This window comes from Bradyrhizobium sp. B025, from assembly GCF_042257955.1.
Classification (GTDB): domain Bacteria; phylum Pseudomonadota; class Alphaproteobacteria; order Rhizobiales; family Xanthobacteraceae; genus Bradyrhizobium; species Bradyrhizobium diazoefficiens.
Map to the genome: position 1 here is coordinate 2,403,812 of NZ_CP170150.1, position 14,394 is coordinate 2,418,205.

Below are 14,394 nucleotides of genomic sequence, written 5' to 3' on the forward strand. Positions count from 1 at the left end.
ACCAGGGTACAACGGACATTGGGCAAGCCTGCACCAATCAAGCTTGATTTCTGAGGACGCGCCCTGGCAATCGCCCACAACTTTCAGCGCACAATTGGCGGAATGGTTCGTTGTCGGCCGGGGCCGGCATTGCGATCTTCCGACGCAGGCAGCCTCAAGAGAAATCCTGCGTCAGGGTCGTGGCGAACTGCTCCAGCGCCCAGTCGACCTCGTCGCTGGTGATCACCAGCGGCGGGGCGATGCGGATCGTGTGCCCGTGGGTGTCCTTGGCGAGGATGCCCTTGCCCTGGAGCGCCTCGCAGTAGCGGCGCGCGCGGCCGGCCTCGGGATGCAGCTCGACCGCCAGCATCAGGCCGCGCCCGCGTACCTCGCGGACCGTGTTGGCGCGGATGTCCTTCAAGCCTTCCAGAAGGCGCGCGCCCTGCCTGGCCGCGTTCTCGATCATGCCTTCCTCGACCAGCACGCGCATTGCCGCGCGCGCCACCGCGCAGGCCAGCGGGTTGCCGCCGAAGGTTGAGCCATGCTGCCCGGGTCGCAATGTCCCGAGCACTTCGTTGTTCGAGAGCACGGCCGACACGGGATAGAAGCCGCCGGACAAGGCCTTGCCGAGCAGGGTCACGTCCGCCTCGATTCCCTCGTGCTGTTCGGCGAGCAGCTTGCCGGTGCGGCCGAGTCCGGTCTGGATCTCGTCGAGCACCAGCATGACGTTGTTGGCCGTGCAGAGCTCCCGCACCTTGGTGAAATAGCCCGCCAGTGGAATGATGACACCGGCTTCGCCCTGGATCGGCTCGACCAGAAAGGCGACCGTGTTGGGCGTGATCGCTTGTTCGAGTGCCGCGGCGTCGCCGAACGGGATGATCCTGAAGCCCGGCGCGAACGGTCCAAAGTGTCCGCGGGTTTCAGGGTCCGTTGAGAAGCCGACGATGCCCAGCGTGCGTCCGTGGAAGTTGTCGGCGCAGACGATGATCTCGGCCTGGTCGTCCGGCACGCCTTTCACCTCGTAGCCCCATTTGCGCACCGACTTGATCGCGCTTTCGACCGCCTCGGCGCCGCTGTTCATCGGCAGCACCTTGTGGGAGCCGGTCAACGCAGCGATCTCCTCGTAGAACGGGGCGAGCTGGTCGTTGTGGAAGGCGCGCGAGGTCAGCGTCAGCCTGTGTGCCTGTTCCACCATCGCCGCCAGGATCTTAGGGTGGCAGTGGCCCTGGCTGACCGCGGAATAGGCCGAGAGGCAATCGAGATAGCGGTTGCCGTCGGTATCCCAGACCCAGACACCTTCGCCGCGCGACAGGACGACCCCGATCGGTTCGTAATTATGGGCGCCAAGGCGCGTTTCCGTTGCGAGGTAATCAATGACGGACGAGCTCATCTTTCGTCACTCCATTGCTGCGTGCCGGCGTCAACCGACTGCACCGCGCTCAAATCGGTCCGAGCCCGGCGCGATGCGCGAAGCCGCTGGTTTGCCTCCCTTTGTCAAATGGTTATGCGGATCCACCGAGGCAATCTTCCGTTAGCCTCCGCTACTGTGCATGGGGTTGTTTTCAACATTTTTGTTTCGAGGCCTCAGCCGATCGCGCAGGGCACGCTCAAAAAGCCGCGGAACCGCACCCGTCCGCCGCGCACCGGCCGGCCGTTCACGGCGTAGTTCGGGAAGCGCGCCAGGAAGCGCGAGATCGCGATGGCGCCTTCGAGCCGCGCCAGCGCCATGCCGGCGCATTGATGCGCGCCGGTGGCGAAGGCGAGGTGCCGGTTCGGCGTCCGCGCGATGTCGAAGCTTTCAGGGTCGGGAAACTGCGCGGGGTCGCGGTTGGCCGCCCCGATGCACAGCGTCACCGACGTGCCGGCATCGAGCATGACGCCGCCGAGCTCGACCCGTTCGGTGGTCATGCGGTTGCCGAGCTGGTTGGAACTCTCGTAGCGCAGCATCTCCTCCACCGCCGTCTTGATCATGTCGGGGTGGTCGATCAGCCGCTGCTTCTGATCGGGATGACGGTCGAGCGCGACGAGGCCGTTGCCGATCAGGTTGGTGGTGGTCTCGTGCCCGGCATTGAGCAGGAAGATGCAGTTGTGCAGCAGTTCCTTCTCGGTCAGCCGCTCGCCTTTCTCCCCGCCGTTACCTTCTCCCTGGATCAGGCGCGTCAGCACGTCGCGCTCGGGATTGCCGGGCTTGCCGCGCCGGCGCGCGACCAGCGTTTCGAGATAGGCGAGAAAGTCCCGCACCGCCTTGTTGCCGCGCGCGGCCGCTTCAGGCGACACCACGGGTTCGAGGGCACCGAGGATCGCCAGCGACCAGTCGCGCAGCGGCGCGCGCTCGTCATGGGGAACGTCGAGCAGATTGCCGATCACCTCGATCGGGATCGAGGCGGCGAAGTCCTCGATCAGCTCGCAGCTGCCTTTGGCAGCGATGGCGTCGAGCAGGCCGTCGACCAGCTTGATGAGATCGGCCTCCATCCCTGCAATCGCCCGCGGCGACAGTGCCCCCATGATCAGGCGGCGTACGCGGGTGTGTGCCGGCGGATCGTTGAAGACGAGGCTCGTGGTGTGATGCTCGTAGAGCGGGGTGTTGCCGTATTTCGGCGCGAACTCGCGCTTCTTGTCGGAGCTGAACGACTTGGTGTTCTTGTAGGTGGTGACGAGGTCGTCATAGCGGGTCAGGAACACGGTGCCGTTCGGCAGGCGCTTGACCGGCTCGTTCTCCCGCAGTGCACGATAGGTCGGGTAGGGGTTGTCGTAGAACTCCGGGGTCAGCTTCTCGAGGTCGAAGCTTGCCGCCAGCTCCTTCGCATCTGCGTTCATCCCGTTATACTCGCCGGTTAGGGCCGATATGCCGTTTTTGTTGTTCTGGTCGACGCGAGCATGCGTCTACAGTCTTCGCACCTTGCTAGCCGACCGGACAGGAAAATGCACGCACGCACGGATGCTGCCGACACGGCTCCTTCATGGCCGGACGATATTTTCGCGACCTTGCAACGCTTCGACGTCCGGCAGGTGCCTTACGTGCCCGATGCCGGCCATTCGAAGCTGATCCAGCGCGTGCAGGGGTCCTCCACGATGCGCGGCATTCCCTTGACGACCGAGGAGGAGGGCGTGGCGCTTCTCGCGGGCGCCTGGACGGGCGGCCAGCGCGGCGTCCTGCTGATGCAGTCGAGCGGGGTCGGCAATTGCATCAACATGCTGTCGCTGATCCCGATCCTGCGCTTTCCGTTCCTCACGCTGGTGACCATGCGTGGCGAGTGGGGCGAGTTCAATCCGTGGCAGGTGCCGATGGGATCGACCACGCAGGGCGTGTTCGAGCTCTCCGGCGTCAAGGTGCTGCGCGCCTCCAGTGCGGCCGAGGTGCCGGCGGTGATGGAGGCAGCCGCAGCGCAGGCCTATAACGCGCTCACGCCCACCGCCGTCCTGTTGTCGCAGCGCCTGATCGGCGCCAAGGTCTTCACCAAATGAGCAAGGCCAATCTCCTCGACCGCCGCCAGGTGGTCTCGACGCTGCTTGCGGACCGCAAGGACGTGGTTGCGATCGGCGGCCTCGGGGCCTCCACCAACGACATCTGCGCGGCCGGCGACCACGCCCGCAACTTCTATCTCTGGGGCGGCATGGGCGGCGCCGCGATGATCGGGCTTGGGCTGGCTTTGGCGCAGCCAAAACTGCCGGTGCTGGTCATCACCGGCGACGGCGAGATGCTGATGGGCATGGGCAGCCTTGCCACCATCGGGCTCCAGAAGCCGTCCAACCTCTCGATCGTCGTGCTCGACAACGAGGCTTATGGCGAGACCGGCGGCCAGACCAGCCACACCTCGGCGGCCGCCGACCTCGTCGGCATCGCCCGGGCCTGCGGCATCGGGGACGCGCGCGCGATCTCGACGATGGCTGGCGTCGAGGCCTTTGCCAAAGCCGTCCACGACGTCTCGGCGGGCCCGCGATTTGCCAATGTGAAGATCGACAGCGCCAGCCTTGAGCGGATCTTGCCAAGCCGGGACGGGACCTACATCGTCAACCGGATCCGCGGCGATCTCGGCTTCCAGCCGATCTAGGTCCATTCCCCGCGGCGAACCTCGTCTGCACGTGGGCCGTGCAGGCGGGGCAATTTCCACTGAAACTACAACGCTTCCAGGTTGCGATGCAGCATAATGCTTGACTTTTGCGTGGGTGAGTGCTTACTCACTATCCTATGAGCTCACTGCGAATGACGAGCGACCTGAGGCGTCAATTGATCCTCGGCGCCGCAAAGCGCTGCTTTGCCCGACACGGCTATACCGGCACCACGACCAAGAGCGTGGCGGCTGCCGCTGCCATTTCCGAAGCCCTGCTGTTCAAGCATTTCCCGTCCAAGGCGGCGCTCTACGCTGAAATTCTCAGCGATGAATGCGAGGCGGACCCGGCATTGATGGAGCTGCTCGGGCGGGTACCATCGACCGCCACTCTGGTCGAAGTGATCCGCGGCATGATCGAGCATTTCCTCGAGATCGCCGACGGGCCCGATCAGGAAGAGGCGCAGCGCCTGCGACTGATGGCCACGAGCCATTTGGACGATGGCGAATTCGCGCGTTTGCTATATGCCAAGATCGAGACGCTGATCGGGGCGATTTTCGTCGCCTCGCTCGAGCGCGCGGTTGCTGCAGGGGACGCGCGGCCGTGCACCGGCGATCCGCTCAACCTGTTCTGGTTCGCACATCATTCGGTGATGACTGTTGCGCTGACCAGGCTGCCGGCTGCGCCCTGTCTCGCTTACGGCAAGGCGAACGATCTGGAGCGCCAGCTCTGTGAGTTTCTCCTGAGAGGTATTGGACTTAACGACGCCGCAATTGCTTCGCATTTGGGCCGCGATCAGGCCGCGGATGCGGGCAAGACGGCGATTGCAGAAAGCGCATGACATGAACATCGTAACCGAACACAAGATTTCGGGCGAACCGATCGACAAGGCTCCCAAGCGTCCGGTCCGGCCGGTGCTCTGGTTCGTCATTATCGGCACGCTGCTCGGCGCGCTCGTTGGCGGCCTCGTCTGGTTCAATTACTTCCGCGGCCAGATGATCAAGCAGTTCTTCGCCAACAACAAGCCGCCGCCGACCATGGTCAGTGCGGCCGAGGCGAAGTCCGAGGTGGTGCCTAACCTGCTGACTGCGGTCGGCGGGCTTGCCGCCGTGCATCAGGTCGACGTCAGCGCCGACGTCAACGGCCGCGTCACCGAGATCAAGTTCGAGCCGGGTTCGCATGTCGAAGCCGGCATGCCGCTGGTGCAGCTGTTCGACGCGCCCGATCAGGGCGACCTCGCCAACTATAAGGCGCAGGCGACCGTCGCGCAGCTCTCGCTCGATCGTGCCAAGCAGCTCGCCTCGCGCCAGTTCGGCCCGCAGGCGACCGTCGATACCGCGCAGGCCGCCTACGACCAGGCGATGGCCGGCATCGCCAAGACCGAGGCATTGATCTCGCAGAAGCTGGTGCGCGCGCCGTTCTCGGGCGATCTCGGCATGCGCAAGGTCGAGGTCGGCCAGTATCTGACGGCCGGCACGGCGATCGTGTCGCTGACCGATCTGTCGGAGCTGTGGGCCAACTTCACGGTGACGGAAAAGGACTCGGGCAACCTCAAGGTCGGCCAGCCGGTCCGGCTGAAGGTAGACGCCTATCCGGGCCGCACCTTCGACGCCAAGATCACCACGATCGAGCCGCAGATCGCGACCGACACCCGCAACATCCGCGTGCAGGCGACCGTCGCCAATCCGGACAAGATCCTGAAGCCTGGCATGTTCGTGACCACCACGGTTGTGCTGCCGGACAAGCCGGCGGTGATCACCGTGCCGGAAACGGCGGTCGATTACACGCTGTACGGCGACTCGGTGTTCGTGATCACCGAGAAGAAGGAAGAGGATGGCAAGACCAGCCTCTCCGCGGTGCGCACTTTCGTGCAGACCGGTAGCCGGGTCGAAGGCCGCGTCGAAATCATCAAGGGTGTGAAGCCGGGCGACAAGGTCGTCGCCGTTGGCCAGCTCAAGCTGCAATCGGGCGCGCCGGTGTCGATTTCGACCGATCCGGCCCCCCAGATCCCGGCGCAGCCGCCGCGCTACTGACCCCTTGCCACCCTTAAGTGATCCGGCTCGGCCGGGTCACTTTTCTAAAGAAAAAGAAATCGAGATCGCCGCGATGGCCTTTACCGATATTTTCATCAAGCGTCCGGTTCTGTCGGTCGTCGTCAGCCTGCTGATCCTGCTGATCGGCCTGCGCGCGGCGATGGTGCTGCCGATCCGGCAATATCCGAAGCTGTCGAACACGGTCATCAACATCACGACCGTCTATCCCGGCGCGTCCGCGGACCTGATCCAGGGCTTCATCACCACGCCGATCGAGCAGGCGGTCGCCTCGGCCGAAGGTGTGGACTACATCACCTCGTCATCCGTGCTCGGCACCTCGACGATCCAGGTCTACATCAAGCTGAACTTCGATCCGAACCAGGCGCTCACCGAGGTGCTGGCCAAGACGAACTCTGTCAAATACCTGATCCCGAAGGAGTCGAACGACCCGATCGTCACCAAGACCACGGGCCAGACCACGGCCGTGATGTATCTCGGCTTCTCCTCCGAGGAGCTGTCAGGCTCGGCGATCTCCGACTATCTGACGCGCGTGGTGCAGCCGGTGCTGTCGACCGTCGACGGCGTGGCCTCGGCCGACATTCTCGGCGGCCAGACCTTTGCGATGCGGCTGTGGCTCGATCCCGTGAAGATGGCCGGCCGCAACGTGTCGCCCGCGGATGTTGCCGCCGCGATCGCCGCCAACAACTTCCAGTCCGCGGCGGGTCAGACCAAGGGCTATCTGATCGTCTCGAACATTTCCACGAACACCGGCCTGACCGACGTCAATCAGTTCAGGAAGATGATCGTCAAGGCCAAGGACGGCGGCTTCGTGCGGATGGAGGACATCGCCACCGTCGAGCTTGCAGCCCAGAGCACGGACGCGAGCGTCGCCTTCAACGGCGAGCATGCGATCTTCATCGGTGTGCAGGCGACGCCGCAAGGCAATCCGCTGACGCTGGTCAAGGGCGTGCGCGCGCTGTTCCCCGAACTGGAACGCAATCTCCCGCCGTCGATGAAGATGAAGGTCGCCTACGACTCGACCAAGTTCATCCAGTCCTCGATCGACGAGGTGGAGAAGACGCTGGGCGAAGCCGTGATCATCGTGATCGTGGTGATCTTCCTGTTCCTGGCCTCGCTCCGCTCGGTCATCATTCCCGTCGTCACCATTCCGCTGTCGATGATCGGCGTCTGCACGCTGATGCTGGCGTTCGGCTTCAGCTTCAACCTCTTGACGCTGCTCGCGATGGTGCTTGCGATCGGCCTCGTGGTCGACGACGCCATCGTGGTGGTGGAGAACATCCACCGCCATCTGGAGGAAGGGAAGACGCCGGTCCAGGCATCGCTGCAAGGCGCGCGTGAAATCGTCGGTCCCGTTGTTTCGATGACGATCACGCTCGCGGCCGTGTACGCGCCGATCGGCTTCCTCGGCGGTCTCACCGGTTCGCTGTTCCGCGAATTCGCCTTCACGCTCGCAGGCTCGGTGATCGTGTCAGGCGTGATCGCGCTGACGCTGTCGCCGATGATGTGCTCGGTGTTGCTCAAGAACACCGAAGAGGGCCGCTTCGCCAAGGCCGTCAACAAGGTGTTCGGCGCCCTGACGCGCTGGTATGGCCGCAGGCTCGATCGCTCGCTCGACTACAAGGCCATCACCGGCCTGTTCGCGGTGACGATCCTCGGGCTGGTCGGCTTCCTCTACATGCACACGTCGAAGGAGCTGGCGCCGGAGGAAGACCAGGGCATCGTGTTCGCGGTGACCAAGGCGCCGAAATACGCCAATATCGACTATGTCGATTTCTACGGCGAAAAGCTCGACGAGAAATTCCAGAAGTTCCCGGAGACCGATCTGCGCTTCGTGCTGAACGGCATCAACGGTCCGCAGGGCGGCATCGCCGGCATGCTGCTGAAGCCGTGGGAGGAGCGCAAGCGTTCGTCGATCCAGTTGAAGTCCTTGGTGCAGGCCGAGCTCTCCAAGATCGAGGGCGTGCAGGCTTTCGCCTTCAACCTGCCGCCGCTGCCCGGCGGACCCGGCGGCCTGCCGGTGCAGATGGTGATCAACTCCACCGCCGGATTCCAGACGGTCTATGAGCAGATGGAGAAGCTGAAGGACGCCGCGCGCAAGAGCGGCATGTTCATCGTCTCCGACAGCGACCTCGCCTATAACCAGCCGAACGTGCAGGTCACGATCGACCGTACCAAGGCCCAGGACCTTGGCATCAACATGCAGAACCTCGGCAGCACGCTCGCGGTGCTGCTTGGCGGCAATTACGTCAACCGCTTCAATCTCGAGGGGCGCTCCTACCAGGTGATTCCGCAGGTGCCCCGGGGCAATCGGCTGTCGCCGGAATCGCTCGGCGGCTACTATGTTACGACCAATACCGGCCAGCAGCTTCCGCTGTCGACCGTGGTCTCGATCAGGACCAAGACCGACCCGAACTCGCTGACCCACTACAACCAGCTCAATTCGGCGACGTTCTCGGCCGTGCCGATGCCTGGCGTGACTGTTGGTGCTGCGGTCGACTTCCTCGAAAGCGAGGCCAAGAAGCTGCCGCAGGGTTTCAGCCACGACTATCTCGCGGACTCCAGGCAGTATGTGCAGGAAGGCAACCAGCTCGCGATCACCTTCGGCTTCGCGCTGATCATCATCTTCCTGGTGCTGGCGGCCCAGTTCGAGAGCTTGCGTGACCCGCTGGTGATCATGATCTCGGTGCCGATGGCGATCGTCGGCGCGCTGATCCCGCTGTTCTTTGGCGTGGCGACCATGAACATCTACACGCAGGTCGGTCTGCTCACCCTGGTAGGCCTGATCACCAAGCACGGCATCCTGATGGTGGAGTTCGCCAACGAGCTCCAGGTCAACGAGCGGCTCGATCGCCGCTCTGCCATCGAAATGTCGGCCCGCATCCGCCTGCGGCCGATCCTGATGACCACGGCCGCGATGGTGACGGGTCTGATCCCGCTCCTGACCGCGACCGGCGCGGGCGCCGCCAGCCGCTTCTCGATCGGTCTGGTCGTCGTCGCCGGCATGTCGATCGGCACGCTGTTCACGCTGTTCGTGCTGCCGGCGGTCTACGTGGTGCTGGCGACCGACCATCGCGCGGCGGCCGATTCCGAGCGGAACAAGCAGGTCAACGAGCTTGACCTCGGCGCCAAGGCGCTGCGGCCGACCTGAGGCCGGAAGCAATGAAGCAAAGGGCGGTAGCGGTCAATCCGCTGCCGCCCTTTTTTGTTGTACCCGGCGACGCTGATGCGGCGGCCACCGCGGCCGCCTGGCGGGCCCTTTGCCGCGCTCGCGAGAGACAACGTCTCGTCTTCTTGCTAGATTCCGCCGGATGAGCCTCTCCCTGCATCCCGACACTCCTCAAGCCAGGACGTTGCCGAGCGCGGCCCCGGATGGGGCCGTGGCCGGCGAGGCGGTGGGGCGGGGGATCAGGACCCGGCTGTTCACCAAATACGTCGCGCTGTTCGTGGCCGTCGTCGCCGTTGCGCTGCTCGCCAACGGGCTGTTCGAAGTCTTCTTCTATTATCGTGAGCACAAGGCCTCGCTGATCCGGGTCCAGCATGAGCAGGCTGAGGCGGCGGCCGCCAAGATCGGCCAGTTCGTCAAGGAGATCGAGAGCCAGCTCGGCTGGACCACGCAGCTGCCGTGGTCGGCGGGCTCGATCGAGCAGCGCCGGTTCGACGCGCTGCGGCTGCTGCGTCAGGTGCCAGGGATCACCGAGCTCGCCCAGGTGGATTCGAGCGGCAAGGAGCGGTTGCGGGTCTCGCGGTTGGCGATGGACGCGATCGACAGTGGGATCGACCTGTCGGGGGATCCAAAGTTCACCGAGGCGGTCGCGCACAAGGTCTATTACGGGCCGGTCTATTTCCGCAGGGACTCCGAGCCCTACATGACGCTGGCGCTGGCCGGCGCGCGCAAGGATGCCGGCGTCAGCATCGCCGAGGTCAATCTGAAGCTGATCTGGGACGTCGTCTCCCAGATCAAGGTCGGCGAGCACGGAAACGCCTACGTGGTCGGGCCGGAGGGGCGCCTGATCGCGCATCCCGATATCAGCCTGGTCCTGCGCAACACCGATATGTCCGGGCTCGCGCAGGTGCGCGCCGCGCAGGCCGGAGGCGGCACCATGTCCGATCCGCTTCCTGAAGCGCGCAACATCCAGGGGCGGAAGGTGCTGACCGCATCGGCCCCGATCGAGCCGCTGCACTGGACCATGTTCGTGGAGCTGCCGGTCGAGGAGGCCTATGCCGCGCTCTATGCCTCGTTGCAGCGGCTTGCGATCGTGCTGCTCGCGGCGTCGATCTTCGCGGTGCTTGCGGGGATATTCCTCGCGCGCCGCATGGTGGGACCGATCCAGGCGCTGCGTAGCGGCGCCGAGCGGATCGGGGGTGGCGACTTCTCCCAGCGCATCGCGATCCGGACCGGCGACGAGCTCGAAGGGCTCGCCGACCAGTTCAACGAGATGGGCGCGCGCTTGCAGGAATCCTATGCCGACCTTGAAAACAAGGTCGAGCAGCGGACCGCGGAATTGAGCGAGTCGTTGCAGCAGCAGACGGCGACCGCCGATGTGCTGAAAGTCATCAGCCGTTCGGCGTTCGACCTGCAAACCGTGTTGAACACCCTTGTCGGCTCGGCGGCGCGCTTGTGTGACGCGGACGAAGGCACGATCTTTCGGCCTAGCGACGGCGTCTTCTATTTGGCGGCAAGCTGCGGGCTTGACGCGGAGCAGGAAAACAAGCTTCGGACATTCGCTTCCGTACCCGAGCGGGGAAGTGTGGTCGGGCGTACGCTGCTCGACGCCAAAACGGTTCATGTCCCGAATGTGCAGGCCGACCCGGAATATGCGCCTTCGTCCGCTCGAAGGCGTTCAAACGTGCGTACGATGCTCGGTGTGCCTCTGCTGCGAGAGGGGACGCCAATCGGCGTGTTTGTCTTGACGCGGCATATGGTGCGGCCGTTTAGCGACAAGCAAATCGAACTCGCCACCACATTTGCAGATCAGGCCCTCATCGCGATCGAGAATGTCCGATTGTTCGAGGAGGTCCAGGAACGCACCAGAGAGCTGTCGCGATCGCTCGATGATCTGCGCGCCGCGCAGGACCGGCTGATCCAGACCGAGAAGCTTGCCTCCCTCGGCCAGCTCACCGCCGGCATCGCCCACGAGATCAAGAACCCGCTCAATTTCGTCAACAATTTCTCGTCGGTTTCGACGGAGTTGATCGACGAGCTCAACGAGGTGCTCGAAGCGGCAAAGCTCGACGGCAAGACCAAGGCGGAAGTTGACGAGCTGACCGCCATGCTCAGGGGCAATCTCGAGAAGGTGGTGCAGCACGGCAAGCGCGCCGATTCCATCGTCAGGAACATGCTGGTGCACTCGCGCCAGGGTTCCGGCGAACATCGCCCCGTCGATATCAATGCGGTCGTGGAGGAGAGCCTCAATCTGGCCTATCACGGCGCGCGCGCCGAAAGGCCCGCCTTCAACGTCACGCTCCAGCGCGCATTTGACCCCGCCGCCGGCCTGGTCGACATCTATCCGCAGGAGATCACGCGCGTCTTCCTCAACCTGATCTCGAACGGTTTCTATGCTGCGGCCAAGCGCAAGGAGAGCGCGGCGGACAGTTTTGAGCCGATCCTGAGTGCCGCAACCAGGAGCCTCGGCGACACGGTCGAGATCCGGATCCGTGACAACGGCACCGGGATTCCGCCCGAGGTGAAGGAAAAATTGTTCAATCCGTTCTTCACGACCAAGCCGGCCGGTGAGGGCACCGGGCTCGGCCTGTCCATGAGCCATGACATCGTCGTGAAGCAGCACGGCGGCACGATCGACGTGAAGACCGAGCCCGGTATATTCACCGAATTCATCATAACGCTGCCGCGCACGATGGCAGCGGGCGACACTGCCGGAGGCAAGACTTGAACGTTTATATCCTGGTCGTCGATGACGAGCCCGACGTCGAGCCGCTGTTCAGGCAGCACTTCCGGCGCGACCTGCGCGCCGGCCGCTTCCAGATGGAGTTTGCTCCCTCTGCGGCCGATGCGCTGAGGCGTGCCGCCGAGGTTCGCGATCCTTCGCTGATCCTGATTCTGTCAGACGTCAACATGCCCGGCATGAGCGGGCTCGACATGCTGCCGAAGGTGCGCGCCGATTATCCGCACGTTCCCGTCATCATGATCACCGCCTATGGCGACGCCGAGACGCGCAGAAAGGCGATCGAGCGAGGCGCCCACGCGCTCCTGACCAAGCCGATCGACTTTGCGCTGCTGCGCCAGGAGATCGACACGAGGCTCGAGCAAGCCGCATGACTGCGACCATCCTTTTCGTCGACGACGAGCCGGACCTCGAGGCGCTGATCCTGCAAAAGTTTCGCAGGCAGATTCGCGATGGGCTGCTCACCCTCATGTTCGCCCGCGACGGCCTCGAGGCGCTGCAGGCACTTGAGCAGAATCCGCATGTCGACATGGTGGTCTCCGACATCAACATGCCGCGGATGGACGGGCTGTCGCTGCTGGCGAAGCTTCAGGAGGCAGAGGACAAGAAGTCGACCATCATCGTCTCCGCCTATGGCGACATGAGCAACATCCGCATCGCCATGAACCGCGGCGCGTTCGACTTCCTGACCAAGCCGATCGACTTCGCCGATCTGGAGGCCACGATCCAGAAGACCATCGGCCACGTGGAGATGCTGCGTGAGGTGCGGCGGCGTCAGATGGAAGCCGAGCGCGCCCATGCCTCACTGTCGCGCTTCTTCTCGCCGGAGATCGCAAGGCGTCTGGCGGCGGATGTCGAAGGCAGCATGGAGGTGCAGTGGCGCGATGTCGCCACCCTCTTCACCGACATCACCGGCTTCACGTCGCTGGTCGAGAGCGCGGCCCCGCAGACGCTCGGCGAGCTCCTCAACGAGTATGTCGGCGGCATGACCGAGATCGTCTTCGCGCATGAGGGGACGGTCGCCAAAATCATCGGCGATGCGATTCAGGTGCTGTTCAACGCGCCTGGCGACCAGCCGGACTATGCGACGCGCGCGGTCGCCTGTGCGCATGATCTCGATGCCTGGGCGGAGGATTTCTCCGCGCGCTGGAAGGCGAGAGGCGTCAATTTCGGGGCGACCCGCATCGGCGCCCATGCGGGCCCGGCGCTGGTCGGCAATTTCGGCGGCAATCGTTTCTTCGATTACACCGCCTATGGCGACTCCATCAATATCGCGGCGCGTCTGGAGGCTGCGAACAAGCATCTGGGAACACGCATCTGCGTCAGTGCCAGCATCGCCGAGGGGGCCGCAAATTTCCATGGCCGTCCCGTCGGTGACCTGATGCTGCGCGGACGCAGCGAACCCCTGCGTGCGTTCGAACCGCTGGCAACGGCGAAATTCGAGTCGGCGGCGACAACGCGGTACTCCGAAGCCTTCGCCAAGATGGAGGCCGGCGACGCAGCCGCCATGCCGGCTTTTGCCGCGCTGGTCGGGATGCACGCCGACGATGCGCTGGCCGGTTTTCACCTGAGGCGCCTGCTCAACGGCGCCAAGGGCATTCGCATGCAACTGGAATAGGAGTTCGTCATGACGCGTGAGTTCTCTGCGGGCAATTATCGTTTCATTCCATCCGTGTTCCAGTATTCGGCCGGCGCGGCCGCGGATGACGGCTATGAGATCGAGCGCGTCCGGCTCGATCGCCTGGTGCCGCTTGCCGAGGGCTTTGCGCTCACGGCGAAATTCATCCAGGAAGCCGGACGTCCGCTGACGGCGTTCTGCGCCTGCGAGTTGCGCTCACCGGCCGCCTTCAGCGAGGAGGGCTTTCGTGCGTTCAACCTGCACTATGTGAAGACGCTATCCGAATGGGGCATCTTCGACGGCACCACAAATCCGGTGGCGCGCAGCAATGTCTGTCCCGAGATCGATCCGCCGACCGAGCCATCGTTTTACGCGTTCTCCTTCACGCGCCCGACGCGGTCGAAGGCGCCGAGCTTCGTGATCGCCGGCGGTGCCGAAGCACGCGAGGGCAGCGGAACTTATGTCGAGCGCACGGTGCGCTACCGCGACCTTAGCCCGGAGGGGCTGCGCGAGAAGGTACGGTTCACCACCACCTCGCAGATGGAAAACCGGATGGCGGCCTTCGGCTTCGGCTGGAAGGACACCACCGGCGTGCAGGCCTATTCCGTGCATGACTTCCACCACGCGCTGGTCGACGAACTGGTCCGCCGCGGCGCGCTGCGCTCCGGCCTGACCTGGCATTATGCCCGCCCGCCGGTGGTCGATCTCGAATACGAGATGGATTGCCGCCGCGTGATGCGCGAGGCAGTGATCTAGCGCTGGCGGTTGATCTTTACCTCTCCCCGTCGGG

Annotated in this window: 11 protein-coding genes; 9 read left to right on the forward strand and 2 right to left on the reverse strand. The window is 64.2% G+C overall.

What is annotated here, in order from left to right; translation table 11 throughout:
* Positions 1–154: 154 nt before the first annotated feature.
* Positions 155–1,369, reverse strand: a complete 1,215-nt coding sequence (rocD, locus tag ACE10W_RS11115) for an ornithine--oxo-acid transaminase (protein WP_304551522.1) — start codon at positions 1,367–1,369, stop codon at positions 155–157.
* Positions 1,370–1,563: 194 nt separating this feature from the next.
* A complete protein-coding gene (locus ACE10W_RS11120; protein WP_304551523.1) occupies positions 1,564–2,796 on the reverse strand; it encodes a cytochrome P450 in 1,233 nt (410 codons plus the stop codon).
* A gap of 105 nt (positions 2,797–2,901) precedes the next feature.
* Between ACE10W_RS11120 and ACE10W_RS11125 the strand changes: the two genes are divergently transcribed.
* The 9 genes from ACE10W_RS11125 (at position 2,902) to ACE10W_RS11165 (ending at position 14,360) form a co-directional block, all read left to right on the forward strand.
* A complete protein-coding gene (locus tag ACE10W_RS11125; protein ID WP_304551524.1) occupies positions 2,902–3,444 on the forward strand; it encodes a phosphonopyruvate decarboxylase in 543 nt (180 codons plus the stop codon).
* Entirely contained in the window at positions 3,441–4,031 is a 591-nt protein-coding gene (locus ACE10W_RS11130) for a thiamine pyrophosphate-dependent enzyme (protein ID WP_304551525.1), read from the forward strand. Before ACE10W_RS11125 ends, ACE10W_RS11130 begins: the two co-directional genes overlap by 4 nt.
* A gap of 152 nt (positions 4,032–4,183) precedes the next feature.
* The gene (locus ACE10W_RS11135) at positions 4,184–4,870 is read left to right on the forward strand and encodes a TetR/AcrR family transcriptional regulator (RefSeq protein WP_060911054.1); all 687 of its coding nucleotides are present in this window, start codon (positions 4,184–4,186) and stop codon (positions 4,868–4,870) included.
* A 1-nt stretch (position 4,871) separates the two neighbouring features.
* Complete coding sequence (locus ACE10W_RS11140) at positions 4,872–6,062, forward strand: efflux RND transporter periplasmic adaptor subunit (RefSeq protein ID WP_028172437.1); 1,191 nt, start codon at positions 4,872–4,874, stop codon at positions 6,060–6,062.
* 73 nt (positions 6,063–6,135) lie between these two features.
* Entirely contained in the window at positions 6,136–9,231 is a 3,096-nt protein-coding gene (locus ACE10W_RS11145; protein WP_304551526.1) for a MexW/MexI family multidrug efflux RND transporter permease subunit, read from the forward strand.
* Between the two features lie 160 nt (positions 9,232–9,391).
* A complete protein-coding gene (locus ACE10W_RS11150; RefSeq protein ID WP_304551527.1) occupies positions 9,392–11,974 on the forward strand; it encodes an ATP-binding protein in 2,583 nt (860 codons plus the stop codon).
* Positions 11,971–12,360, forward strand: a complete 390-nt coding sequence (locus ACE10W_RS11155) for a response regulator (protein ID WP_011085647.1) — start codon at positions 11,971–11,973, stop codon at positions 12,358–12,360. The genes ACE10W_RS11150 and ACE10W_RS11155 overlap by 4 nt, the downstream gene beginning before the upstream one ends.
* Positions 12,357–13,604: an adenylate/guanylate cyclase domain-containing protein gene (locus ACE10W_RS11160; RefSeq protein WP_304551528.1), complete on the forward strand. Its 1,248-nt coding sequence runs from the start codon at positions 12,357–12,359 to the stop codon at positions 13,602–13,604. Before ACE10W_RS11155 ends, ACE10W_RS11160 begins: the two co-directional genes overlap by 4 nt.
* A 9-nt stretch (positions 13,605–13,613) precedes the next feature.
* A complete protein-coding gene (locus ACE10W_RS11165; RefSeq protein ID WP_304551529.1) occupies positions 13,614–14,360 on the forward strand; it encodes a hypothetical protein in 747 nt (248 codons plus the stop codon).
* The last annotated feature ends 34 nt before the right edge of the window (positions 14,361–14,394 follow it).

Coding starts and splice junctions, on each gene's coding strand:
- rocD (WP_304551522.1), bottom strand. CDS start 1,369: ATGAGCTCGTCCGTCATTGATTACCTCGCAACGGAAACGCGCCTTGGC.
- ACE10W_RS11120 (WP_304551523.1), bottom strand. CDS start 2,796: ATGAACGCAGATGCGAAGGAGCTGGCGGCAAGCTTCGACCTCGAGAAG.
- ACE10W_RS11125 (WP_304551524.1), top strand. CDS start 2,902: ATGCACGCACGCACGGATGCTGCCGACACGGCTCCTTCATGGCCGGAC.
- ACE10W_RS11130 (WP_304551525.1), top strand. CDS start 3,441: ATGAGCAAGGCCAATCTCCTCGACCGCCGCCAGGTGGTCTCGACGCTG.
- ACE10W_RS11135 (WP_060911054.1), top strand. CDS start 4,184: ATGACGAGCGACCTGAGGCGTCAATTGATCCTCGGCGCCGCAAAGCGC.
- ACE10W_RS11140 (WP_028172437.1), top strand. CDS start 4,872: ATGAACATCGTAACCGAACACAAGATTTCGGGCGAACCGATCGACAAG.
- ACE10W_RS11145 (WP_304551526.1), top strand. CDS start 6,136: ATGGCCTTTACCGATATTTTCATCAAGCGTCCGGTTCTGTCGGTCGTC.
- ACE10W_RS11150 (WP_304551527.1), top strand. CDS start 9,392: ATGAGCCTCTCCCTGCATCCCGACACTCCTCAAGCCAGGACGTTGCCG.
- ACE10W_RS11160 (WP_304551528.1), top strand. CDS start 12,357: ATGACTGCGACCATCCTTTTCGTCGACGACGAGCCGGACCTCGAGGCG.
- ACE10W_RS11165 (WP_304551529.1), top strand. CDS start 13,614: ATGACGCGTGAGTTCTCTGCGGGCAATTATCGTTTCATTCCATCCGTG.